Genomic DNA, 23383 nt, shown 5'->3' with positions numbered 1-23383 from the left:
CCCCCCCCCCCCCCCCCCCCCCCCCCCCCCCCCCCCCCCCCCCCCCCCCCCCCCCCCCCCCCCCCCCCCCCCCCCCAGGGCGGCGGAATCATCTATTCGGCGCAGCATTACCCTGTTGTACTACCCAATCCACCACCTGCTTATTCAACTGATCCCCAGCCTGGCCAAAAGCAGCCACCACCGCTGGCACCTTGGCGTCACTCACCGGCTGCCTCACTTCAAACCGGCGGCTGGCGATAATCCTTTGATCACGCCCACGCACCAATCGCGCGTCGAGGCGAATCACCACTTCCACCGCTTTGCCTCGATACTCACTCTGAAACGCCTGCAACTGCCCGCCCAGTTCATAGTCGGCTTGCAGGTTGGTCTCGTCGGTACTCAACAACGTCACGCGCCCGTCGCGCTGGAAGCCATCCAGCAGGCGATTACGCAGCAGCACAGGCGCCGGGTCGCTCCAGCGTGAATTCGCGTAGTTGCTGATCAAGTTGCCATCTGGCACTACGGCGATGCGCGGGCTATCGAGAAACTCGCTGGTCTGCGGCTTGGTCACGCGCAGCGACCAACTCACCGGCGTGCCTTGGCTGGCCGGTTGGGCGGACGCCAGGCGGTACACGTCCGATGGGTCCGGCTTGGGCAGGATCGAGCACGCGCTGACCAGTGCCAGGGCCATGGGGACGATCATGTGGTAAGCACGCTTCATGGCGTGAACTCCTTGTTCTTGTCACTGCCCAGCAGGTAACCGCTGGGGTTGGCTTCCAGGCGGCGAGAGATGGCGCGCAGCGAGCCGAGGGTTTCACGCAGCTCGCGCACGGCTGGCGCCAGCTCGTTCAGGCCCTGCATGCCGCTGTTCACCGAGTCTTGGTTATTGGTCAGCAAGGTATTGATGGTGGCGGTGCTTTGCTCCAGGGATTTCATCGCCTGCTCGGCGCTCCCGAAGGCTTGCTTGCCTTGTTCACTGAGCAAACCATTGGCGCTGCGCATCAGCACGGTGGTTTGCTCCAGCGCCGCGCCCGCCTGTTTGCTCACCTGCATCAATTGCTGCATCACCACCTTGATGTCGCCGCGTTGCTCGGCAATGGCGCCGGTGGTTTGTTGCAGGTTGTCCAAGGTGTTGCTCAGGCGTTCGACGTTTTCCCGCGAGAACAGGTGGTTGGCGTTGTGCAGCAGCAGGTTGACGCTGGTCATCAGGTCGTTGCTGTTATTGAGCAGGCGTGCGATAGGCGATGGCGACGCGATGATTTCCGGCAGGTTGCCGTCCTTGCCCTTGAGCTCCGGGCTCTGCGGGGTGCCCCCACTGAGCTGGATGATCGAGGTGCCGGTGATACCGGTCAGGGCCAGTTTGGCCTGGGTGTCTTCCTTGATTGGCGTTTGCCCGGCCAGGCGGATGCGCGCCAGGACTCGGCGTGGGTCTTTGGGGTCCAGCCGCAGGCTGATGACATCGCCCACCTTGATGCCGCTGTACTGAACCGCACTGCCTTGGGACAGGCCGCTGACCGCTTCGTTGAAGATCACTTCGTAATCCTGGAAGGCGGTATCGACGCTGGACTTGGCCAGCCAAAGGCCAAACAGCATCGCGCCGACCACCACAATTACGCTGAACAGTCCGATCATCACATGATGGGCTCGGGTTTCCATGTCATACCTCGTTGAGCGATTGAGCGGCATCCAATGCCGCGCGGCCCCGGGGGCCGTGGAAATATTCGTGAATCCAGGCGTCGTCCGTTTCCGAAACGACATCGATGGCGTCGGCCACCAGCACTTTCTTCTGCGCCAGCACCGCCACACGGTCGGTGATGGTGTACAGCGTGTCGAGGTCGTGGGTGACCAGGAACACACTCAAGCCCAACGCATCGCGCAGGGTGAGGATCAGTTGGTCGAATTGCGCCGCGCCAATGGGGTCGAGACCGGCGGTGGGTTCGTCCAGAAACAGGATGTCCGGGTCCAAGGCCAGTGCGCGGGCCAGGGCGGCACGTTTGATCATGCCGCCGGATAACGAGGCCGGGTATTTGTCGGCCGCCGACAGCGGCAACCCCGCCAGGGCCAGCTTGACCGCCGCCAAGTGCTCGGCATCGGCGCGGCTGAGGCCGGCGTGCTCGATCAATGGCAGAGCCACGTTCTCGGTCACCGTCAGCGAGGAAAACAGCGCGCCCTTCTGGAACAGTACGCCAAAGCGGCGTTCTACCAGTGAGCGTTCATGTTCAGGCAGGCTCGGCAGGTTTTTGCCGAACACCCGTACCTCGCCTTCGCTGGGGCGCCGCAGGCCAACGATGCTGCGCAACAACACGGATTTACCGCTGCCAGAGCCCCCCACCACCGCCAGGATCTCGCCTTTGTACAAATCCAGGTCGAGGTTCTCATGCACGCTTTGGCTGCCAAAGCGATTGCACAAGCCACGCACTTCAATCACCGCCTCAGTGGGCGCACGGTGTAGACGACTCACCAGCCCATCTCCATGAAAAACATCGCCGCGACCGCATCCAGCACGATCACTACAAAGATCGATTGCACCACGCTCGATGTGGTGTGCGCGCCGACTGACTCGGCACTGCCGCTGACTTTGAAACCTTCCAGGCAGCCAATGGCCGCGATCAAAAAGGCAAAGATCGGCGCCTTCACCATGCCCACCAGAAAGTGCTGCACGCCAATGTCCGATTGCAGCAGCGAAAGAAACATCGCCGGCGAAATATCCAGGGCCACCGCACACACCACACCACCGCCGACGATCCCCGAGAGCATCGCCAGGAAGGTCAGCATCGGCAACGCCACCAGTAGCGCCAGCACGCGCGGCAATACCAACAGCTCCATGGGGTCCAGGCCCAGGGTACGGATGGCGTCGATTTCTTCGTTGGCTTTCATGGAGCCGATTTGCGCGGTGAATGCACTGGCGGTACGGCCGGCGATGAGGATTGCGGTGAGCAACACGCCGAATTCACGCAGGAAGGAGAACGCCACCAGGTCCACGGTAAAGATCGTCGCGCCGAAGCTCTTGAGCACGGTGGCGCCAAGGAAGGCCACGACGGCGCCGACCAGAAAGGTCAGCAGTGCGACGATAGGCGCCGCATCCAGACCCGTCTGTTCGATGTGGGCGACCATGGGCGTCAGGCGCCAGCGCTTGGGCCGCCAAATACCGCGGGCGAAGGTTTCGAGGATCAGGCCGATAAAGCCCAACAGCTTCATTGCGTCTTGCCAGACCGTGTCTACTGCGCGGCCGATGCGAGCCAACACTTGAATGCCGGCGGCCTCTTCCGGCTCTTTGATCGGTACGCAAAAGTCATTCAGGGAGCGGTAGACGGTCTTGAGCAGTGCACGGTCGGCGGCTGCTAGGGTGCAATCAGTCTGTTCGGCAGAATGTTCGATGCGTGCAGGACCCAGCAGCTCCACCAGCAGCGAGGCGCCGGCGGTATCCAGCGCACCGAGGCCGTTGAGGTCAATGCGGGCGCCGGCGTCGTATTGGCCGTCGAGTGTGGCCGACAGCTTCTTCAGGTGGGCGTAGTGGGCCAGCGTCCAGTCGCCGGTAATCCGTAGCGAAGGCGGGGTGCTGGACGTATCAAGATGGGCCGCGCCGGCCGTCGTGCGAGTGGTCATAAGCTCCGAGCTTGTTTGGCTATCCACAATTGCTACGTAATAGCACGATCCGGCTTACTTTGGGTTGTCCGCTTGTGCTGTGTCTATCACCTTGAAGCGCAGAACGCCGATGACCTGGCCGTCTTCGGTGAGCACCTGCACTTGCCAGCGCCCCACGGCGTCACCCGGGAAATTCTGCTTGTGGGTCCAGGCGCGATAGCCCTCCTTGCGCCCACCATGGATGTCCAGGGCAATGCGGTCGACTTCCTGGCCGTTGAATTTCCACACATGGTAGATCCGCTCATCCAGCCCGCGTGGTGCGTTGATGGCGGTGTACGCATACAGCCCACCGCTGCGTAATTGGGCGGCGGTGACTTGCTTGAGGTCGTCGCCCGGCGTGCGGTCTTGCAGTTGGGTGCTGATGGCGACTTCGGTCATCCACAGGGTGGCAGGCGGTACCCAGCTGCGCAGGAACCAGCCGGCGCAGCCGATGGCGGCCGTTACCCCCAGCAGCATCGCCCAGCCCTTGAGGCTACGCAGCGGCAGGCTGACGGCCAGGCTCGGGATCGACAGGACCATGGCCACGCCCAACGCCAGTTTGTAACTCTGGGCGGTGGTCAGGTGCATGATGATCGGCAGCGCGGTCAGCAACGCGGCGAATAGGGTCAGGGTGTGCAGGGCCAGGAACAGCGAGCGTTTGGGCGCCAGCCATTTGTAATACAGCGGGTCGATGATCGACACCAGCGCCGCTGCGCCGAGCAGGCCAGTGAACAACGATTGGCCGCTGTTCCAGGCGGTGGTGACGAAAAAGAACGGCAGGACGAAAAACAGACTTTCCTGGTGGATCATCTGGGTGGCGTAGCGCAGCAGCGGTTCAGGGATCTCGCGATTGAAGACTTTGGTGAACAGTTGCGTAAAGCTGTTCTCCAGCATCAGCCACAACCAGCTCACCAGCATGATCACCGCGATCCAGCTGGCCATGCCCTGCTGGCGGTCTACCAGGATGAAGCTGCCCACCCCCGAGATGAAACCGCCGAGTGCAATCACCCCTGGGTAGCGCTTGATCAGTTCTATAACGCGCTGGATGAGGGGCGGCAAGTTCGGCATGGGCGGTTCACTGGTTGTGGGAAAAATCTCAGACAGAATAACGCCTTGGCCCGATATTCTGTGCCTCATTACTCAACAGGTTTGCGATAAAGCCTCAGGCCGATCAAACCAAGGATGATCAGGCCCAGTACGCCCGCACCGATCCAGGTCAAGGCGTCATAACTCAACAGCGGTTTTTCGATGCGCCAGTAGCCCGGCTGCTGGAACGCTTCGCGCATGGCCTGGTTGGTTTGTGCCAGGCTCACGGCCTTGATGCGTTTGACCGGGTCGCTGAAACGTCCATTGGAGTAGTCGCCGGCCGCACTCCAGTAATAGTCGGCCAGTGCGCTGTTGCCTTGCACTGCCCACGCTTGGCGGGCAATGGCGGCTTGTTGCAGGCGTGTGAATACCGTTGGGTCGAGGCCATCCTTGAGCAACTGGGCCTTGAGGTCTTGCAAGACCTGCTCGGCTTCAGGAAGGTTTTCTCGCTCAAGGTCGGCATTCAGGCTGAGGAACCCAACGCCGCCGAGCACTTCGCGTTCCACCCATGGGCCGTAGGACAAACCGTGCTTGAGGCGCAGTTGCCGGTACAGCGCCCAGTCGAGGTAGTCCTTGAGCAGGTTGTAGGTTTCATCGTGCTGGTCGTCCAGCACAGGCTCTGGGAACAGCCAGTGCAGCTTGGCGCCATCGCCCACCCAGCCGCGGATCAGGTCGCGGTGGCTGGCGGCGGTATGCTGGATTTCCGGGAGGGGGCGATGTTCGCTCGGCTCCACTGGGTCGAGTTGACCATAGGTGCGTTCCAGGTAGGCGGGCAGCAGTTTGTCGAGATCGCCGACGACGATCAGGGTCATGTTGTTCGGCGCGTACCATTCTTTGCGCAGCTTCTCCAACTGGTCGCGGGTGAGGTGGCTGACCTCGGCGCGTTCGGCGCACTTGAGGCCCAACTCCACGGCCAGTTGGTTGCTGGCGCTGTGACCGAGGTCCTGGCGATCCAGCAGGCGTTGCAAGTGTGAATAATGGCCACCGTCTTCGCGCTCCACCACTTGCTTGGCGGCATTGATATGGGCGTCGGTCAGTTGCGTGCGCGTGAGGATTGCCAGCAGCAGGTCCAGCACCTTGCGTTGGTTCTGCGCGGGCGCCTCGATCACGAAGGTGGTGTCGGCGTTGCTGGTGTAGGCGTTCCACTCGCCGCCCAGGGCTTGCATGCGGTCTTCGAGGTCGCCTTCGCCGCCGCCGTCGATACCGCTGAACAGCAAGTGCTCGAACAAGTGCGGCAGCTCTTTTTCTTCGCAACCGAAGTCGTCCAGGCCCACACCAACCACCAGGCGAATAGCGACATGCCCACGCTCGGTGCCCGGTTTGAGCAGCAGTTGCAGGCCGTTGGGCAAGGTGTAGCCCTCGACTTGCAGGCGGTCAAAGGCAAAGGCGTGTACCGAGCCCAAGAGCAGGCAGGCGAGTAACAGGCGACGCATAACAAGCTTCCTGGCGAATGAGGTCCACTGTTAACTGACTTCGCTCGCGGGCGTACGTTCAGGGCGAATGGGTAATGTCGGCAATACTTTCAGCCGAGAGCGCGCCAGTGTCGGACGTTTCCAACACTACATAAGCACTGCTGCAAAACAACGAGTTCAAGCGTTTCATGTCGGCAATCAGTTCCAAGTGCAGGGAACTGGTTTCCAGGCTCTGCACGATCTTGCGCTGCAGGCGGCTGACATGGGCGTGGGCCAGGCGGCGTTCCTGAGCGCGGAAGCGGCGCTTTTCGCGCAGTAATTGGCGGGCGCTTTCCGGGTCGCCGCTGAGAAACACCGACAGGCCCAGGCGCAGGTTGGCGATCAACTGGCTGTGCAGCCCGCTGAGTTCTTCCAGGCCCACTTCGGAAAATTGCCGGCGCTGCGAGGTCTTCTGTTGCTGGACCTTGCGCAGCATGCGTTCGATCAGGTCACTGGCCAATTTCAAGTTGATCGACAGCTCGATGATTTCGGCCCAGCGGCGGTTGTCCTGTTCACTCAGGTCTTCACGGGGCATTTGCGCCAGGTAGAGTTTGATCGCGCTGTAGAGCGCTTCGACGTCATCGCTCAGGCTGCGCATTTCTTGGGTAACGGCGGTTTGATTGCCGCGCAGCACTTCCTGCATCGAAGTGAGCATATTGTCGATCAAGTCACCCATGCGCAGGGTTTCGCGGGCGGCGTTCGCCAGGGCCAGGCTTGGGGTATTCAATGAGGCCAGGTCCAGATGGCGTGGCTTGGCCTTGCCATTGGTTTCGGGGCGTTCCGGCAGCAGCCATTCGCACAGGCGTGCCATGGGCCCGATGGTGGGTAACAGGATCAGGCAGCGGCTGACGTTGTAGAGCAGGTGGAAGGTGATGACCATGCCCTGGACGCTGTAGTCCAGGCCGTCCATCCAGCCGACGAGCGGGTCGAGCACCGGAATGATCAGCAACAGACCGATCAATTTGTACAACAGGCTGCCCAGGGCCACTTGACGACCGGCAGTGTTTTGCATGCTGGTGCTGAGAAAAGCCAGTACACCGCTGCCGATGTTGGCGCCGATCACCAAGCCGATGGCCACGTGCAAGCCGATCACGCCGGCACCGGCCAGGGTGGCCGTGAGCAACACCGCAGCAAGGCTGGAGTAGGAAATCATGGCGAACAGCGCGCCGACCAGGGCGTCCAGCAAGATATCGCCGGTCAGCGAAGCGAAGATGACTTTGACGCCCTGGGCATGGGTAATGGGCCCGGCGGCTTCGACGATCAATTGCAGCGCGAGGATGATCAGGCCCAGGCCGATCCCGACCCGGCCCAACTGCCCTGCCCGCGTCTGCTTGCGCGACAGGAAGAAAATCACCCCGAGGAAGATCAGCAGCGGCGACAGCCAGGACAAATCGAACGTCAGCACCCGCGCCATCAAGGCCGTACCGACGTCGGCGCCAAGCATGGTGGCCAAGGCCGGCGTGAGGCTCATCAGCCCCTGGCCGACGAACGAAGTCACCAGCATCGCGGTGGCGTTACTGCTTTGCACCATGGCCGTCACCAGGATACCGGCGACAAATGCCAGCCAGCGCTTGGACATGTTCTGCCCGATGACTTGGCGCAAATTGGAACCGTAGACCCGCAGGATGCCGGTTCGGACGATATGCGTGCCCCAGATAAGCAGGGTCACGGCGGAAAGCAGATTGAGCAAGGTCAGCATGCTCGGCCCCCCGTGTGGGTGCGCTCCAGCAGGAGCGAAGGAAAGTTACCGCGTGCCGCTCTACGTCTTGTACCTAAGCTGTAGTTGGCGAATGGGCTCTGCGCCAGCATCGCATAGCTAAACTCGGGATTGAAACAAAACTGTCATGAAGATCGTTCCCCACGCTCGGCGTGGGAACGCATCCTGTGACGCTCTGCGTCACTTTGCGGACGCGGAGCGTCCGAGAGGGCATTCCCACGCGGAGCGTGGGAACGATCACTCGCGGGTCAAATTTACTGACCCGGAATGTCCTTGCGCAGTTTCACTGGGTCCTGCTGTTTCTTCTTTTTCGCGATGGCGGTACGCATCTTGATGTTCACCGCTTCCACCGCCAGCGAGAACGCCATGGCGAAGTAGACGTAGCCTTTTGGCACGTGTACGTCGAAAGATTCAGCGATCAGCACGGTACCCACGACCAGCAGGAACGACAGCGCCAGCATTTTCAGCGACGGGTGCTTGTCGATGAACTCGCTGATAGTGCCGGCAGCCAGCATCATCACCAATACCGCAACGACGATGGCGGCAACCATCACCGGCACGTGGGAAACCATGCCGACGGCGGTAATCACCGAGTCCAGGGAGAACACGATGTCGATGATGGCGATCTGGATAATGGTGTAGATGAACTTGCCACCGGCGCCTTTGGGCTCGTCTTGGGTTTCATCTTCCCCTTCCAGCGCGTGGTACATCTCCTGGGAGCTTTTCCACAGCAGGAACAGGCCACCGAAGAACAGGATCAGGTCACGACCGGAGATGCCCTGGCCAAACACCACGAACAGGTCGGCGGTCAGTTGCATGACCCAGGTGATCGACAGCAGCAACAGGATGCGCGTGACCATGGCCAACGCCAAGCCGAAGATCCGAGTGCGTGCCTGCATATGCTTGGGCATGCGGCTGACCAGGATCGAAATCATGATGATGTTATCGATGCCCAGGACGATCTCAAGGGCCGTCAGGGTGAAGAAGGCAATCCAGATTTCCGGATTGGTCAGCCATTCCATGTGTATTCCTTTGAGCAAGTGTTAACCGCGCAAGCTGTAGCGCCGCGCGGTGAGTGAGTCGGTACGATTATAGAGTGCTGAACAGCGGAAAAATCCCTATCAGCAGTGCGGCGAACATTATGCACAGGCACACCAGCACTGCCCACTTGAGCGTGAAGCGCTGGTGATCGCCGAATTCGATACCCGCCAGGGCAACCAGCAAGTACGTCGAGGGTACCAGTGGGCTGAGCAAATGCACGGGTTGCCCGACGATCGACGCCCGCGCCATTTCCACCGCGGTGATGCCGTAATGGCTGGCAGCTTCGGCCAGTACCGGCAGTACGCCGTAGTAGAACGCATCGTTGGACATGAAGAAGGTGAACGGCATGCTAACCAGCGCGGTGATCACCGCCAGGTAAGGGCCCATCGCTTCTGGGATGACCGCCAACAGGCTCTTGGACATGGCGTCGACCATGCCGGTGCCCGACAGGATGCCTGTGAAGATACCGGCGGCGAAGATCAAGCCCACCACCGCCAATACGCTACCGGCGTGAGCCGCGACGCGGTCTTTCTGCTGCTGCAGGCATGGGTAGTTGACGATCATGGCGATACTGAACGCCACCATGAACAGCACCGGCAGCGGCAACAGGCCGGCAATCAGGGTGCACATCAACGCCAGGGTCAGGGCGCCGTTGAACCAGATCAGTTTCGGACGGCGAGCGTCGGGGAATTGCGACACGCTGATTTCGCTGTGGTCGATCTCGTCGCCCTGCAGGTGCAATTCACCCAGGCGCGCACGTTCGCGCTTGCCGTACATGTAGGCAATCACCAGGATCGCCACCACACCGGCGGCCATGGCCGGGATCATAGGTACGAAGATGTCCGACGGGTCTACATGCAGCGCACTGGCGGCGCGTGCCGTCGGGCCGCCCCAGGGGGTCATGTTCATGACGCCACCGGCGAGAATGATCAGGCCGGCCATGATCCTTGGGCTCATGCCGATGCGCTGGTACAGCGGCAGCATGGCCGCGACGCAGATCATGTAGGTGGTGGCACCGTCACCGTCCAGGGATACCACCAGGGCCAGTACCGCGGTGCCGACCGACACCTTGAGCGGGTCGCCCTTGACCATCTTGAGGATCTTGCGCACGGCCGGGTCGAACAGGCCGGAGTCGATCATCAAGGCAAAATAGAGAATGGCGAACATCAGCATCACGCCGGTCGGCGCAAGCTTGGTGATGCCTTCGAGCATCATCGGGCCGATCTTCGGTGCGAAACCGCCGAACAGCGCGAACAGGATCGGCACGATGATCAAGGCGATCAGCGCGGACAGGCGCTTGGTCATGATCAGGAACATGAACGTGATGACCATGGCAAAGCCAAGGAAAGTCAGCATAGGAATACTCCAGGCGTAGCGCGGCTAGGGAATGGCGGACCGAGTGGCGGTCAGCGCAGAACGAAAGGCACGAGGCGTACGGGTGGAGTTGGAGCGAACAGGCGGGTACGAGCGGACATCGGGAATCACCATTGTTGTTGTTAACAGCCGGTCTGTTGCCGGCAGTGAGGGCGATCCTAGACGGGGAAGCTTTCAGCCAGCTTTCGCTGAGAAAACAGCTGATGAAGGGCAGGCATCATTCTTCAGTTTGGTGCAGAACAAAATGTGGGGGCTGGCTTGCCTGCGATGGCGGTGTATCAGCCAACATCTCTTATGGCTGTGACACCGCCATCGCAGGCAAGCCAGCTCCCACATTTGGATAGTGGTCGCTGCCAGACTATCAGGGTAGTTCCAGGCCGCCGGCGGCTTTGTGCAAGGCCCGCAAATGCTCACCCACCTGCTTGAGGTTGGCTTCACACGCGGCGATCTCGGCGGCGCGGGATGGATCGAGCAGCGCCCTCACCTCTTTATCCAGCTCGCCGGTCAACGACTGCAACTGCTTCTGGCGTTCGGCGCTCTCCGATTCCAGGCGCTTGGCTTCCGAAGGTTGCGGCAGGCCATAACCCCCACTGTCCAGCAACTCGGCCGGGCGACTCAGGAAGCCGCTGTTGGCGAGAATTTGCTGCAGCGTGTTGTTGGCTTTCTCCATGCCGCCGTATTTCAGCTCGCGGGCATTGAGATAGCGTTGTTTGACCTCATCCTGGGCGAGCATCAGTTGTTTGCGATAGCTGGCCTGCTCCAGCAGCAACAGCGCGGCGCTGGTACGCAGGTCGGCCTGGCTGAACCATTGGCGACGCGCTTGCGCATCCAGGGACAACCAGTCTTCGACCTGGGTCTGCTTGATCGGCAGTTGCTTGCGCAGCACATCGAACATGGCCTGGTAGCGCTCGCGGAACGAGTCGAAGTGATACCCCAGCCGCAGTGCCTCGCGCTTGTCATTCAATACGCTGGTATCGGCCAGGCCGCGGGCGCTGAGCACTTCCAGCAAGCCGTTGGGGGTGATGTTGTCCAGGCCGGTCAATTGCGGGTTGGCGCTGCCGCTGCGCAACAGTTTCAGGCTTTCGACCGCACAGTTGTTGGAGATAAAGAAGTAGTTGCCGTCATAGCTCCAGTGCATCTCAGCCGCATGTTCGACGGTGTCGTTGATTTCCTGGCGGCTGAGCTTCAGCGGCACCGACGCCAGGCCACGCAGTTCGGTCTTGGTGTACTCATCGATGACCTGGGCCAGCGGCAGTACGAACAGCCGCGACGGGTATTTGCCCACCAGGCCATCCCAGCTGGACAGCTGGACGTCACCGACGAAGGCACGGTAAGACAGCACCAGATGCCGGTCCAGATCCAGCCGGCAATCCGGGCCACGCGGGCGGCCTGGAGCGCAAATCACCAGGCGCAACATGCTATGGCCCCAACGGCTCACCAGGTTCTGGTTGGCTTCGGCAAGCAGATAGTCGATTTCATACACGCGTTCCGGATCGATCTGGCCCAAGGGCGTCTTGGCGAAATCGTTGCCCGCGTTCAGGAAGGCATAGGTGCTGGCGCAGGTGTCCTGTCCGGGCGGTGCCCAGCCGAAGTGATCCTTGTAATAACGGAACAGCGCGGGGCGGCGACAGGCGTAGCTGGGGTCCAGGAGGAAGTACTCCATGTTGACCGCTACGAATTCCAGCGGGCTGGTGGTTTCGTAGATGTCCGGGCTGCGTACCACCTGATGGTTGTGCTGCTCACGCTCGCCGCGGCGACCGACATATTGTGGCCAGCCGGCGAGGTCCAGCAGGCGCGGGTCGTCACTGAGGGTAAAGCGGCGGTCGTTCTGGCCACGGCACTGGTCGGGCAAGCCGATCAAGCCGGTGATGTTGTTCTGGCGGCTGCAGCGCTGGATCAGCGTGCGCTCGTCCTTGGACCACAGGCGCGCACGGTCATAGATGTGGGTCAGTTCATGCAGCACGGTGGCGAGCATCTCCCGGCGCACGGTACCGTGGGGGCGATTGGTTTTCTGGGTGGCGGCGCTGCCGTCAGTCAGGCTGGCGAGCAGGTTCTGGTTGAGGTCCAGCTCGGACACCAGGGATGCCTGGCCGTAGGCATTTTCAGGCATCTTGTCGGTCCAGCCGACATCGATACGTCGATCCAGCTGCTCGACAAAGCGCGGTGGCAAGGAACGCAGTGCTTCATCGAGCAATGCCTGGCTGGCCTGCTGTTCGGCCGGGCTCAAGCCTTCGGTCTTGAGCCGCAGTTGCAGGCCGGCCTGGGCTGTACTTGCACACAGCAGCACGGCCCCGGCCAGGAGCCAGGTTTTGAGACGCCTCACAGAGCGAGGATAGCTTCGGCGAGGGTCTGGTCGCTGGCATCACGGGCTTCTGGCACGCGGGTGCGAAGGGTATCGAACGCGGCTTCCAGCTGGGCGCCACGGATCTCGCCATTGGTGGCGAGGAAACTGGCGGCGTCATCGTGGGCTTCGCGCACGATCTTGGAGTCGCGGATGGAGGTGGTGGTGTCCGAGGTGAAATCAATGGTGCGCGCCGAGGCGCGCACGACGATGTTGCTGGTGGCCTTCAAGGTTTGCGCCTGGGCGACATCGGCCAAAAACAGCAGGCCGAGGGCGGCGACGATCAGCGGGCTACGCATGGGGTGACTCCAATGACAAAGATAGAAATACAATGATGATTATTGGACGAGAATTGCTTGCGCCAGTTCAAGGTCGCTTGCATGAAGTTTTGGCTGGGTGCGGCGCAGATAGTCCAGCGCGGACTCCAGGCGTGCGCCCCGCCATTGGCCGTCAGTGGCAATGAAAGCGGCAGCATCGTCCCGAGCGGCCAGGACCAACTTATTGTCGAACGGCGCAGAGGTCACTTTGCTGGTGGCATACACGCTGACAACAGTGCTCTGTGTGGACACATCCAACGCTGAAGCTAGGGGTGACCAGCAGGCGCAAAACAGTACAGGAACAATCAATAAACGGTATGAAAAAGCCATGGGACTCGACAACTGAAAGCGAGCGCCAAGGCTAGCGCAACCGCCGGGCGAGAGCCAGCGTCGAGCCAGACGGGAGCGGCGGACGCTCCCGTCTGGTTGCCGTGGGTCAGATAGCCAGGATGGCCTGTGCCAGCTGTGCATCGGTAGCGGTATTCAATTGCGGCGCTTGTTGACGGATCTGGGCCAGGGCGCTTTCTAGTTTCACGCCACGGATGGCGCCTTCGCTGGCGACAAAGCTGGCGGCGTCGTCACGGGCCGCTTGTACGACCTTGTTGTCGCGCAGGGATGAGGTGGCATCAGACGTGGCATCGGAGGTTGCCTTCAGAGCGCCGACGATCGAGTCGGTCGTCATGATCAGGCTGCTCGCGTTGGCATTGGCAGCCAGAGTCAGCACAGCGGCAGTGCACAGCAGGCGAAGACGGGACATGGGGTAACTCCTGTAGACGAATAATAAGGTGGCGCGAAACGGCCACAATGAAACGGACTGGGACTGTCGAGCATCAGACGCACGCTCTACAGGGTTCGCCACGTGGTGAACCGATATTAGGCGTGTGCAGGGCTATTCGGAAGCCTGTAATTAAACTGTACCTGTCATATTTTATAAATTTAAAACTGTATCTGTGGGCTTGAATCGAGCCAATCCAATGCGCTATCGCAGATACAACAAAGCCCGCCTCCGGTTACCCGGGGCGGGCTTTGCTTTGACAAATCAGGGTGCTGGCAGTGGACCCGTCAGGTCAGGGCCAGCGGGCGCCACTTAGCGCCAGAACGGCTTGCTCAGCTCTTCGTAGCGTTGAGCTTCGCTGATACCGGCGTCAGCCAGCAGACGCGAATCCAGGCGAGCCAGTTGGTGGCGGCTGGAGATGCGGCGCTGCCACAACATCAGGTTGGCGAGAACGCGCAAAGGCAGGGAAGCCTGGGTGTTTACAGCTTTTTCTTCGAAGAACAGTTCGGAACTGAGTGTACGTTCCATGATGACATCCTTCCGCTTGTGGCGGGATTAGGTAGTGGTTTAACTGATGCCAATGATCCTCTTCCGAGGCAAGACTCTCTAGATACAGTTCACCTGTATTGTGAGAGGCCAGTTAACTGTTTAACGAGGCTGTACGGTACGAAATTGGGGCAACTGTACCTGTGCGCACTTAAAGGGTGCGAAATTGCTATTTTTGAGCATGGGTGTGGGATATTTCGGTGGGAAATGACCAGTACAGCGGTACAGTTTTTTCCATAAGCGTGTGTGGGTTCACCGAGCTGATGAAACTGTCTTTGCATCAGCCCGGATCTGTACTCATCAAGCCGTGAGCATGTGCCCGGTTTCTTCCAGGTTGATGTGCCAACTCAGTGCTTCGCGCAGGATGTGCGGCGTATGCCCGCCGATGGCGCAGGCCGCATCGAAGTAAGTGTTGAGCGCATCGCGATAGGCGGGATGCACGCAGTTATCGATGATGACCCGGGCGCGCTCCCGTGGCGCCAGGCCCCGCAGATCGGCAAGGCCTACTTCGGTGACGAGAATGTCCACGTCATGTTCGGTGTGGTCCACATGGCTGACCATCGGTACCACGCTGGAAATCGCGCCGCCCTTGGCAATGGACTTGGTAACGAAGATCGCCAGGTGCGCATTGCGGGCGAAATCCCCGGAGCCACCGATGCCGTTCATCATCCGCGTGCCGCAGACATGGGTGGAGTTGACGTTGCCGTAGATATCGAACTCCAGCGCGGTATTGATGCCGATGATGCCCAGGCGGCGTACCACTTCAGGGTGGTTGGAAATTTCCTGCGGGCGCAGCACCAATTTGTCTTTGTAGTGCTCCAGGTTGCCGAACACATCGGCATTACGCCGCTCCGACAAGGTAATCGAACTGCCGGAGGCAAAGCTCAGCTTGCCGGCGTCGATCAGGTCAAAGGTCGAATCCTGCAACACTTCCGAGTACATGGTCAGGTCTTCGAACGGCGACTCGATCAATCCGCACATCACTGCGTTGGCAATATTGCCGATGCCGGCTTGCAGCGGGCCGAGTTTGTTGGTCATGCGCCCGGCATCGACTTCTTGCTTGAGGAAGTTGATCAGGTGATTGGCGATGCCTTGGGTGTCGCTGTCAGGCGGCGTTACCGTAGAGGCGGAGTCCGCCTGGTTGGTGATGACGATGGCGACGATCTTCTCGGGCGGGATCGGAATCGCGGTGCTGCCAATACGGTCGTCGACTTTCACCAGCGGGATCGGCGTGCGCGTCGGCCGGTAAGTCGGGATGTAGATGTCGTGCAGCCCTTCCAGGTTCGGGTTGTGCGCCAGGTTGATCTCGACGATCACCTGTTTGGCAAAAATCGCGAAGCTGGCCGAGTTGCCTACGGAAGTGGTGGGCACGATATGCCCCTGCTCAGTGATCGCGACGGCTTCGATCACGGCGATGTCGGGCAATTTGAGCTGATTGTTGCGCAGTTGCTCGACGGTTTCCGACAGGTGCTGGTCGATAAACATCACCTCGCCGGCATTGATCGCCTTGCGCAGGGTGCTGTCGACTTGAAAGGGCATGCGTCGTGACAGTACGCCGGCTTCGGTCAACTGCTTGTCCAGGTCATTGCCCAGGCTGGCGCCGGTCATCAGGGTAATTTTGAGCGGCGAAGTCTTGGCGCGTTCGGCCAGGGCGTGGGGGACGGCCTTGGCTTCACCGGCACGGGTGAAGCCGCTCATGCCGACGGTCATGCCGTCCTCGATCAGTGCAGCGGCGTCTGCCGCGCTCATGACCTTGTTCAACAACGAAGGCAAGCGGATACGATCACGGTACATGAATTGTTATCTCTGGCTACGGAAAGCAAGGTGGGCAGTGTAGTGATTTCAAAAAGTTTCGGCCCGCTACCATGGTCGAATGCCAGGTCGCGATTTAGAGCCTTTGGTCGGGTTTCATGTGTGTGCAAAGCGGGACGCGGAACACCCCGTTCCCACGCAGAACGGGGGGAACCATAAAAAAACCCCAGCCTACGTGAGGCCAGGGTTTCGGGTATTGCGCTGGCGCAGTGTTATTCGACGGCTTTGACCATGTCTTCGATGACCTTCTTGGCATCACCGAACACCATCATGGTCTTGTCCAGGTAGAACAACTCGTTATCCAGGCCCGCATAGCCGCTGGCCATCGAGCGCTTGTTGACGATGATGGTCTTGGCCTTGAACGCCTCGAGGATCGGCATGCCGGCGATGGGTGAGTTCGGGTCGTTCTTGGCGGCCGGGTTGACCACGTCGTTGGCGCCCAATACCAGCACCACGTCGGCCTGGCCGAACTCGGAGTTGATGTCTTCCATCTCGAACACCTGGTCGTAAGGCACTTCGGCCTCGGCCAGCAATACGTTCATGTGCCCCGGCATACGGCCCGCCACCGGGTGGATCGCGTACTTTACGGTGACGCCGTGGTGGGTCAGCTTCTCAGTCAGCTCCTTGAGCGCGTGTTGTGCCCGCGCGACCGCAAGGCCGTAGCCTGGGACGATAATCACGGTGTCCGCGTTGGTCAGCAGGAAGGTGGCGTCATCAGCGGAGCCGGACTTCACCGGGCGTGCTTCTTTGGAGCCCGTCGCAGCGCCAGCATCCGGCGCATTGCCGAAACCGCCCAACAGCACATTAAAGAAGGAGCGGTTCATCGCCTTGCACATGATGTACGACAGGATCGCGCCGCTGGAGCCCACCAGGGAACCGGCGATGATCAGCATCGAGTTGTTCAGCGAGAAACCGATGCCCGCCGCTGCCCAGCCGGAATAGCTGTTGAGCATCGACACCACCACGGGCATGTCGGCGCCGCCAATCGGGATGATGATCAGCACACCCAGCACGAAGGCCAAGGCCAGCATCAGTGCAAATGCGCTGAGATTGCCGGTGAACATGAACGCCAGGCCCAGGCCCAGGGTTGCCAGGCCGAGTACCAGGTTCAGTTTGTGTTGGCCGCCGAACTGTACCGGTGCGCCCTGGAACAGGCGGAACTTGTACTTGCCCGACAGCTTGCCGAATGCGATCACCGAGCCGGAGAAGGTGATTGCACCGATAGCGGCACCGAGGAACAGTTCCAGGCGGTTACCGGCCGGTATCGAATCGCCCAAGTGCTTGACGATGCCCAGGGACTGCGGCTCGACCACGGCGGCAATGGCGATGAACACCGCTGCCAGGCCGATCATGCTGTGCATGAAGGCGACCAGCTCGGGCATCTTGGTCATTTCAACACGCTTGGCCATGATCGAGCCGGCGGTACCGCCAACCAATAGGCCAACGATGACGTAGCCGATACCGGCAGTCGCCAGTTCAGCCCCCAGCTTATAGATGAGGCCGACGGTAGTGAGTACCGCCAGCGCCATGCCGAGCATGCCGAACAGGTTGCCGCGCCGCGAAGTGGTCGGGTGCGAGAGGCCTTTGAGGGCCTGGATGAAACAGATCGACGCGATCAGGTAGAGCGTCGTCACGAGATTCATGCTCATTACTTGGGCGCCTCTTCTTTTACTTTCGGGGCTTTCTTCTTGAACATCTCAAGCATCCTGCGGGTGACCAGGAAGCCACCGAAGACATTTACCGCCGCCAGGGCCACGGCCAGTGTGCCCATGGTCTTGCCCAACGGGGTGACGGTCAGCGCGGCAGCCAGCATGGCGCCGACGATGACAATCGCGGAAATGGCGTTGGTCACGGCCATCAGCGGCGTGTGCAATGCGGGTGTTACGTTCCAGACCACGTGATAACCGACATAAATCGCCAGCACAAAGATGATCAGGTTGTAGATACCGGGGGAGATAAGCTCTTCCATCGTCTGAATCCCTGCTTAGGCGTTTTTGCGGATGACTTGGCCGTCGCGGCACATCAGGCACGCGGCGACGATGTCGTCTTCGAGGTTGATTTCAAACTGCCCTTCCTTGGTGAAAACCAGCTTCAGGAAGTCCAGCAGGTTGCGCGCATACAAGGCCGACGCATCGGCGGCGACAGCGCCCGCCAGGTTGGTCGGGCCGCAGATGATCACGCCGTTTTCCACCACGACCTGGTCGGCCACGGTCAGCGGGCAGTTGCCACCCTGGGCAGCGGCGAGGTCGATGACCACCGAGCCGGGTTTCATCTGCGCCACGGTATCGGCGCTGAGCAGGGTCGGCGCCTTGCGGCCCGGGATGAGGGCGGTGGTGATGACGATATCGGCCTGTTTGGCGCGTTCGTGCACGGCCAGGGCCTGGCGTTGCATCCAACTGGTGGGCATCGGGCGTGCGTAGCCCCCGACACCGACGGCGCATTCACGCTCTTCATCGGTTTCGTAGGGAACGTCGACAAACTTGGCGCCCAGGGATTCGATCTGCTCCTTAACCGCCGGGCGTACGTCGGACGCTTCGATCACCGCGCCCAGGCGCTTGGCCGTGGCGATGGCTTGCAGGCCCGCCACACCGGCGCCAAGGATCAGTACGCGTGCGGCTTTTACAGTGCCGGCAGCAGTCATCAGCATCGGCATGAAGCGCGGGTAGTGATGAGCGGCCAGCAACACGGCCTTGTAACCGGCGATGTTGGCTTGCGAAGACAGCACATCAAGGCTTTGAGCGCGTGACGTGCGCGGCGCGGCTTCCAGGGCGAAGGCGGTGATGCCGCGCTCGGCGAGCTTGGCGATGGTTTCGTTGCTGAACGGATTGAGCATGCCCACCAATACGGTGCCACTTTTGATCAGCGCAAGTTCGCTGTCGCTGGGGGCAACCACTTTGAGAATCAGCTCGGCGCCAAATGCGTCGTTGGCGCTGCCAATGGTAGCGCCTGCCGTTTCATAGGCACTGTCGACGATGCTGGCATTGATGCCTGCGCCGCTTTGTACAGTGACCTTATGGCCCTGGCCGATCAGCTTCTTGATGGTTTCCGGGGTGGCAGCCACCCGCGTTTCACCGGTCTGGGTTTCGAGAGGAACACCAATGTGCACGTCAAATCTCCTGCATGATCTTTTTGCTTTTGATCTTTTTGTAAAAAGGCCAGTGCACCGCGAGTGGCGCAACTGGGGCGGCCGATCAGCACGATCCCGCTGAAATGACAGCGGGGCGCGGCATTTTGCAGGCGAACTTTACGGCCATCAAGGGATTATGACGGGTGACGAAAAATTAACTACAAGTCACCCTGTGACTGATTGTCGCAACAGGCTGAAATAACCTCTTTAAATACAGGTCTTTAAAGGCGTTCAGGCGTTTTCGGTGCGTTTTTCCATTGCCAGTGTGAATAGTCGTGCATTGACCGGTAAGAGTCGCTACGAGCCATGAAATACATGGCTTTTAGCATTATTTTTGGCTGACAAGTACAGTCTGTTTAAATGCGACATATACGTACATCTGTAGGCTCTTAATTTATTTGACTACAAAGTCAGTAATTGCGCTTTGTCCTTCATTTACTTGGGTTGTAGCGTCTTGACTGATCGACCAGCCAGTCCCTGAATGCATGCAGAGAGGCAGATTCGACCTTTCTGTCAGGAATCATCAGGTAATAAGCCTTTTCGCTGGTCAGTGCTTCAGTGCTGGCGATTACCAATTGTTGCTCCTTCAGCTCCTGCTGGATGAGGAAAGGAGGGATCAGTGCGATGCCCATGTCATGTATGGCCGCTTGAGACAGCATCGAGAATAGCTCGTATCGAGGGCCTGTCATGTCGCGAGGGATGCTCAGTTGTTGGGCGTTGAACCATTGACGCCAGGCGTAGGGGCGTGTGGTCTGCTGCAGCAGTGGCAGCTCGGCGATCTGTTGAGGGGTGAAGTGCGTGCGGTCGCCGAGTAAGCGCGGGCTGCAGACCGGTACTGGGTTTTCGCCCATCAGCCTGTGGGATTGCGTACCCGACCAATCGGCATCTCCGAAGTAGATCGCCGCATCGAACTCGGTATCGGCGAACAGGAAGGGGCGTGTGCGGTTCGTCAGGTTCACCGTGACTTCCGGGTGCTGATGTTGAAAGTCCTTCAGGCGTGGGATCAGCCACTGCGTGCCGAAGGTGGGCACCACCGCCAGTTCGATCACATTGGCGCCTTGCTGGCCCATTACCGACAAAGTGTCGCGCTCCACGGCGTCCAGCTGTGTTGCAACCCTACGGCTATAAGACAGTCCAGCCTCCGTCAGCTTCACGCCGCGGCGTGAGCGGCGAAACAGTTCGACACTCAAAAACTCCTCCAGGCTGGCGATCTGTCGGCAAATCGCGCCTTGGGTGATGGAAAGCTCCATTGCTGCCTTGGTGAAGCTCTCGTGGCGGGCTGCTGCCTCAAAGCTGATGAGTGCGGTGGTACTGGGGATTTTCCGGCGCATGTACATTGCCCTCACAGATAAAGCGCATTTATGGGCTTTTTGAGTGTTACGAAGTGAGAAATTAGCACAAGCCTATGCAAAATCCTCGTTTGCCCTCTGCGCCCACCGCGCCTAGTCTGGATCCACGACTTCTGATTTTTTCCGCGAGGACTTATTCATGGCTGGCAAGGCAAGCTTCAACTGGATCGATCCACTGCTGCTGGATCAACAGCTCACCGAAGAAGAGCGCATGGTGCGTGACAGCGCCGAGCAATTTGCGCAGGACAAGCTGGCTCCTCGTGTGCTCGAAGCCTTCCGCCATGAAAAGACAGACCCCGCTATTTTCCGTGAGATGGGCGAAACCGGTTTGCTGGGGGCAATGATCCCCGAGCAATACGGCGGCAGCGGGTTGAACTACGTCAGCTACGGTTTGATTGCTCGTGAGGTCGAGCGTGTCGACTCCGGCTATCGCTCGATGATGAGTGTGCAGTCTTCCCTGGTCATGGTGCCGATCAATGAGTTTGGTACCGAGGCGCAAAAACAGAAGTATTTGCCCAAACTGGCCTCTGGTGAATGGATCGGTTGCTTTGGGCTGACCGAGCCCAACCATGGTTCCGATCCGGGCGCGATGATTACCCGTGCACGCAAAGTGGATGGCGGCTACAGCCTGACCGGCGCGAAGATGTGGATCACCAACAGTCCGATTGCGGATGTGTTTGTGGTGTGGGGTAAAGACGATGCGGGAGATATCCGTGGCTTTGTCCTGGAAAAAGGCTGGAAAGGTCTGAGCGCTCCGGCTATCCACGGCAAGGTGGGGTTGCGGGCTTCCATTACCGGTGAAATCGTCATGGATAACGTATTTGTGCCGGAAGAAAATATCTTCCCGGATGTACGTGGTTTGAAAGGGCCGTTTACCTGCCTTAACTCGGCACGGTACGGGATCTCCTGGGGTGCGCTGGGGGCTGCTGAGTTCTGCTGGCATACCGCGCGCCAGTACACACTCGATCGCCAGCAGTTTGGTCGCCCATTGGCTGCCACTCAGCTGATCCAGAAGAAGCTGGCAGACATGCAGACCGAGATTACCTTGGCCCTGCAAGGTTGCCTGCGCCTGGGGCGGATGAAGGATGAGGGTACGGCGGCGGTGGAGATCACTTCGATCATGAAGCGTAACTCGTGTGGCAAGTCATTGGACATCGCGCGCATGGCCCGGGACATGCTGGGCGGTAACGGCATCTCTGACGAGTTCGGGGTAGCACGCCACCTGGTCAACCTGGAAGTGGTCAACACCTATGAAGGGACCCATGACGTGCATGCCTTGATCCTGGGGCGCGCGCAAACCGGTCTTCAAGCGTTCTATTAATAGGAGCATGGGTATGGGCGCGCTTTCGCATCTGCGAGTGCTGGATTTGTCGCGAGTACTCGCGGGCCCTTGGTCCGGGCAGATTCTTGCAGACCTTGGGGCCGAGGTGATCAAAGTCGAAAGGCCGGGCAGCGGCGACGACACGCGCGCTTGGGGTCCTCCCTTCCTTAAGGATGCGGATGGCGAGAACACCAGTGAGGCGGCGTACTACCTGTCGGCCAACCGTAATAAAGAGTCGGTGACCATCGACTTTACCCGACCAGAAGGCCAGAAACTGGTACGCGACCTGGCTGCCAAGTCGGACATCCTGATCGAAAACTTCAAGGTGGGCGGCCTTGCGGCGTATGGGCTGGACTACGAGTCCCTCAAAGAGGTTAACCCGGAGCTGATTTACTGCTCCATCACGGGGTTTGGCCAGACGGGCCCCTATGCGATGCGCGCCGGTTACGACTTCATGATCCAAGGTTTGGGTGGGCTCATGAGCCTGACGGGACGGCCTGAAGGGGATGAGGGCGCCGGGCCGGTAAAGGTTGGCGTAGCCTTGACCGATATCTTGACTGGTCTCTATTCGACCGTGGCGATTTTGGCTGCGCTAGCTCATCGCGATCACGATGGTGGTGGGCAGCATATCGACATGGCGTTGCTGGATGTGCAGGTGGCTTGCCTGGCGAATCAGGCGATGAATTACCTGACAACCGGGGCGCCGCCGAAGCGCCTAGGGAATGCTCACCCTAATATCGTGCCTTATCAGGATTTTCCTACGGCCGATGGAGATTTCATTCTCACCGTAGGCAATGACGGGCAGTTCCGTAAATTCGCTGAAGTCGCGGGGCAACCACAATGGGCGGATGACGTGCGTTTCGCCACCAATCGCGCACGGGTGGCTAATCGCGCGGAGCTGATTCCCTTGATTCGCCAAGCGACGGTCTTCAAGACTACCGCTGAGTGGGTGTCGCAGCTGGAGCGAGTGGGCGTGCCGTGTGGGCCGATTAATGATCTGGCGCAGGTGTTTTCCGATCCTCAGGTCAAGGCGCGTGGCTTGGCGGTAGAGTTGCCTCATGCATTGGCGGGGATGGTGCCTCAGGTTGCGAGCCCGATACGCTTATCCAAGACGCCTGTAGAGTACCGGAGTGCGCCTCCTCTACTGGGCGAGCACACGCTTCAGGTGCTGCAAGGCGTTCTGGGGCTGGGAGCTGCTCATGTGGCTGCATTGAAGGAAGCAGGTGTTATTTAAGCTTTTCCTTCTATATAGATAGAAGCCCAGTGGAGGGCTGGTTGTTTTTTAACCGAAGCTAACTTATTGATAGAAAAGCGGAATTAAGAGTTGACGGCGAATTATATCTGTCTATAATTCGCCCCACTTCCGGCGCAGTCGAAACGGAAAACTCCTTGGCAAACAATGAGTTATGTGGTTTTCGACAGCGGGTTGCTTCAGTTCATCGAAGTCAAAAGGAAGTTGAAAAAGAGGTGTTGACAGCAGCGTGTAACGCTGTAGAATTCGCCTCCCGCTTACGAGAGATCGC

Annotated in this window: 21 protein-coding genes; 2 read left to right on the top strand and 19 right to left on the bottom strand. The window is 59.8% G+C overall.

The window, feature by feature from the left end:
• Positions 1 to 88: 88 nt before the first annotated feature.
• The 19 genes from AC1RAC_RS27715 to AC1RAC_RS27625 all read right to left on the bottom strand — a co-directional run bounded on the left by AC1RAC_RS27715 (position 89) and on the right by AC1RAC_RS27625 (position 20521).
• Positions 89 to 700 carry an ABC-type transport auxiliary lipoprotein family protein gene (locus AC1RAC_RS27715; protein WP_198862119.1) on the bottom strand — a complete coding sequence of 204 codons (612 nt, stop codon included), beginning with the start codon at positions 698 to 700 and terminating at the stop codon, positions 89 to 91.
• Complete coding sequence (locus tag AC1RAC_RS27710; protein ID WP_003187394.1) at positions 697 to 1635, bottom strand: MlaD family protein; 939 nt, start codon at positions 1633 to 1635, stop codon at positions 697 to 699. The genes AC1RAC_RS27715 and AC1RAC_RS27710 overlap by 4 nt, the downstream gene beginning before the upstream one ends.
• A 1-nt stretch (position 1636) precedes the next feature.
• Positions 1637 to 2440, bottom strand: coding sequence for an ABC transporter ATP-binding protein (locus tag AC1RAC_RS27705; RefSeq protein WP_014716351.1), 804 nt, complete (start codon positions 2438 to 2440; stop codon positions 1637 to 1639).
• Entirely contained in the window at positions 2437 to 3585 is a 1149-nt protein-coding gene (locus AC1RAC_RS27700; RefSeq protein ID WP_034129245.1) for an ABC transporter permease, read from the bottom strand. Before AC1RAC_RS27700 ends, AC1RAC_RS27705 begins: the two co-directional genes overlap by 4 nt.
• A 54-nt stretch (positions 3586 to 3639) precedes the next feature.
• Positions 3640 to 4671, bottom strand: a complete 1032-nt coding sequence (locus tag AC1RAC_RS27695) for a DUF5924 family protein (RefSeq protein ID WP_003187399.1) — start codon at positions 4669 to 4671, stop codon at positions 3640 to 3642.
• Positions 4672 to 4739: 68 nt separating this feature from the next.
• Positions 4740 to 6122 carry a M16 family metallopeptidase gene (locus AC1RAC_RS27690; RefSeq protein WP_072445707.1) on the bottom strand — a complete coding sequence of 461 codons (1383 nt, stop codon included), beginning with the start codon at positions 6120 to 6122 and terminating at the stop codon, positions 4740 to 4742.
• Between the two features lie 58 nt (positions 6123 to 6180).
• The gene (locus AC1RAC_RS27685; RefSeq protein WP_492617155.1) at positions 6181 to 7839 is read right to left on the bottom strand and encodes a Na/Pi cotransporter family protein; all 1659 of its coding nucleotides are present in this window, start codon (positions 7837 to 7839) and stop codon (positions 6181 to 6183) included.
• A 272-nt stretch (positions 7840 to 8111) separates the two neighbouring features.
• Complete coding sequence (locus AC1RAC_RS27680) at positions 8112 to 8879, bottom strand: TerC family protein (protein ID WP_003187403.1); 768 nt, start codon at positions 8877 to 8879, stop codon at positions 8112 to 8114.
• A 67-nt stretch (positions 8880 to 8946) separates the two neighbouring features.
• On the bottom strand, positions 8947 to 10254 hold the full coding sequence (locus AC1RAC_RS27675; RefSeq protein ID WP_492617154.1) for a CitMHS family transporter: 1308 nt from the start codon (positions 10252 to 10254) through the stop codon (positions 8947 to 8949).
• Positions 10255 to 10633: 379 nt separating this feature from the next.
• Positions 10634 to 12595 (bottom strand): DUF7844 domain-containing protein, encoded by a 1962-nt coding sequence (locus tag AC1RAC_RS27670; protein WP_205547437.1) that lies wholly within the window; start codon positions 12593 to 12595, stop codon positions 10634 to 10636.
• Entirely contained in the window at positions 12592 to 12912 is a 321-nt protein-coding gene (locus tag AC1RAC_RS27665; protein WP_492617153.1) for a DUF2388 domain-containing protein, read from the bottom strand. The genes AC1RAC_RS27670 and AC1RAC_RS27665 overlap by 4 nt, the downstream gene beginning before the upstream one ends.
• Before the next feature lie 39 nt (positions 12913 to 12951).
• Complete coding sequence (locus tag AC1RAC_RS27660; protein WP_197880769.1) at positions 12952 to 13260, bottom strand: DUF2388 domain-containing protein; 309 nt, start codon at positions 13258 to 13260, stop codon at positions 12952 to 12954.
• 106 nt (positions 13261 to 13366) lie between these two features.
• Positions 13367 to 13687 (bottom strand): DUF2388 domain-containing protein, encoded by a 321-nt coding sequence (locus tag AC1RAC_RS27655; RefSeq protein WP_034136006.1) that lies wholly within the window; start codon positions 13685 to 13687, stop codon positions 13367 to 13369.
• A 330-nt stretch (positions 13688 to 14017) separates the two neighbouring features.
• On the bottom strand, positions 14018 to 14233 hold the full coding sequence (locus tag AC1RAC_RS27650; protein WP_003187413.1) for a DUF1127 domain-containing protein: 216 nt from the start codon (positions 14231 to 14233) through the stop codon (positions 14018 to 14020).
• 318 nt (positions 14234 to 14551) lie between these two features.
• Complete coding sequence (scpC, locus tag AC1RAC_RS27645) at positions 14552 to 16045, bottom strand: succinyl-CoA:acetate CoA-transferase ScpC (RefSeq protein WP_089041593.1); 1494 nt, start codon at positions 16043 to 16045, stop codon at positions 14552 to 14554.
• Between the two features lie 230 nt (positions 16046 to 16275).
• Positions 16276 to 17712: an NAD(P)(+) transhydrogenase (Re/Si-specific) subunit beta gene (locus AC1RAC_RS27640; protein WP_034129251.1), complete on the bottom strand. Its 1437-nt coding sequence runs from the start codon at positions 17710 to 17712 to the stop codon at positions 16276 to 16278.
• Positions 17712 to 18032, bottom strand: coding sequence for an NAD(P) transhydrogenase subunit alpha part 2 (locus AC1RAC_RS27635; protein ID WP_003187417.1), 321 nt, complete (start codon positions 18030 to 18032; stop codon positions 17712 to 17714). Before AC1RAC_RS27635 ends, AC1RAC_RS27640 begins: the two co-directional genes overlap by 1 nt.
• A gap of 15 nt (positions 18033 to 18047) precedes the next feature.
• A complete protein-coding gene (locus AC1RAC_RS27630; protein WP_034129252.1) occupies positions 18048 to 19169 on the bottom strand; it encodes a Re/Si-specific NAD(P)(+) transhydrogenase subunit alpha in 1122 nt (373 codons plus the stop codon).
• Between the two features lie 452 nt (positions 19170 to 19621).
• Entirely contained in the window at positions 19622 to 20521 is a 900-nt protein-coding gene (locus AC1RAC_RS27625; RefSeq protein ID WP_034129262.1) for a LysR family transcriptional regulator, read from the bottom strand.
• 157 nt (positions 20522 to 20678) lie between these two features.
• Here AC1RAC_RS27625 and AC1RAC_RS27620 point away from each other — a divergent pair, with 157 nt between their 5' ends.
• Both AC1RAC_RS27620 and AC1RAC_RS27615 read left to right on the top strand, forming a co-directional pair.
• Positions 20679 to 21860, top strand: a complete 1182-nt coding sequence (locus tag AC1RAC_RS27620; RefSeq protein ID WP_003187423.1) for an acyl-CoA dehydrogenase — start codon at positions 20679 to 20681, stop codon at positions 21858 to 21860.
• 13 nt (positions 21861 to 21873) lie between these two features.
• Positions 21874 to 23094 (top strand): CaiB/BaiF CoA transferase family protein, encoded by a 1221-nt coding sequence (locus AC1RAC_RS27615; protein WP_054897220.1) that lies wholly within the window; start codon positions 21874 to 21876, stop codon positions 23092 to 23094.
• Positions 23095 to 23383: the final 289 nt, after the last annotated feature.

It is taken from the genome of Pseudomonas sp. GW823-FHT02F05 (assembly GCF_058797315.1).
Note: the sequence above shows the minus strand (reverse complement) of the source record. Positions and strands in the feature narration are given on the sequence as shown.

Coding starts and splice junctions, on each gene's coding strand:
- AC1RAC_RS27715 (WP_198862119.1), bottom strand. CDS start 700: ATGAAGCGTGCTTACCACATGATCGTCCCCATGGCCCTGGCACTGGTC.
- AC1RAC_RS27710 (WP_003187394.1), bottom strand. CDS start 1,635: ATGGAAACCCGAGCCCATCATGTGATGATCGGACTGTTCAGCGTAATT.
- AC1RAC_RS27700 (WP_034129245.1), bottom strand. CDS start 3,585: ATGACCACTCGCACGACGGCCGGCGCGGCCCATCTTGATACGTCCAGC.
- AC1RAC_RS27695 (WP_003187399.1), bottom strand. CDS start 4,671: ATGCCGAACTTGCCGCCCCTCATCCAGCGCGTTATAGAACTGATCAAG.
- AC1RAC_RS27690 (WP_072445707.1), bottom strand. CDS start 6,122: ATGCGTCGCCTGTTACTCGCCTGCCTGCTCTTGGGCTCGGTACACGCC.
- AC1RAC_RS27685 (WP_492617155.1), bottom strand. CDS start 7,839: ATGCTGACCTTGCTCAATCTGCTTTCCGCCGTGACCCTGCTTATCTGG.
- AC1RAC_RS27680 (WP_003187403.1), bottom strand. CDS start 8,879: ATGGAATGGCTGACCAATCCGGAAATCTGGATTGCCTTCTTCACCCTG.
- AC1RAC_RS27675 (WP_492617154.1), bottom strand. CDS start 10,254: ATGCTGACTTTCCTTGGCTTTGCCATGGTCATCACGTTCATGTTCCTG.
- AC1RAC_RS27665 (WP_492617153.1), bottom strand. CDS start 12,912: ATGCGTAGCCCGCTGATCGTCGCCGCCCTCGGCCTGCTGTTTTTGGCC.
- AC1RAC_RS27660 (WP_197880769.1), bottom strand. CDS start 13,260: ATGGCTTTTTCATACCGTTTATTGATTGTTCCTGTACTGTTTTGCGCC.
- AC1RAC_RS27655 (WP_034136006.1), bottom strand. CDS start 13,687: ATGTCCCGTCTTCGCCTGCTGTGCACTGCCGCTGTGCTGACTCTGGCT.
- AC1RAC_RS27650 (WP_003187413.1), bottom strand. CDS start 14,233: ATGGAACGTACACTCAGTTCCGAACTGTTCTTCGAAGAAAAAGCTGTA.
- scpC (WP_089041593.1), bottom strand. CDS start 16,045: ATGTACCGTGATCGTATCCGCTTGCCTTCGTTGTTGAACAAGGTCATG.
- AC1RAC_RS27640 (WP_034129251.1), bottom strand. CDS start 17,712: ATGAGCATGAATCTCGTGACGACGCTCTACCTGATCGCGTCGATCTGT.
- AC1RAC_RS27635 (WP_003187417.1), bottom strand. CDS start 18,032: ATGGAAGAGCTTATCTCCCCCGGTATCTACAACCTGATCATCTTTGTG.
- AC1RAC_RS27625 (WP_034129262.1), bottom strand. CDS start 20,521: ATGCGCCGGAAAATCCCCAGTACCACCGCACTCATCAGCTTTGAGGCA.
- AC1RAC_RS27620 (WP_003187423.1), top strand. CDS start 20,679: ATGGCTGGCAAGGCAAGCTTCAACTGGATCGATCCACTGCTGCTGGAT.
- AC1RAC_RS27615 (WP_054897220.1), top strand. CDS start 21,874: ATGGGCGCGCTTTCGCATCTGCGAGTGCTGGATTTGTCGCGAGTACTC.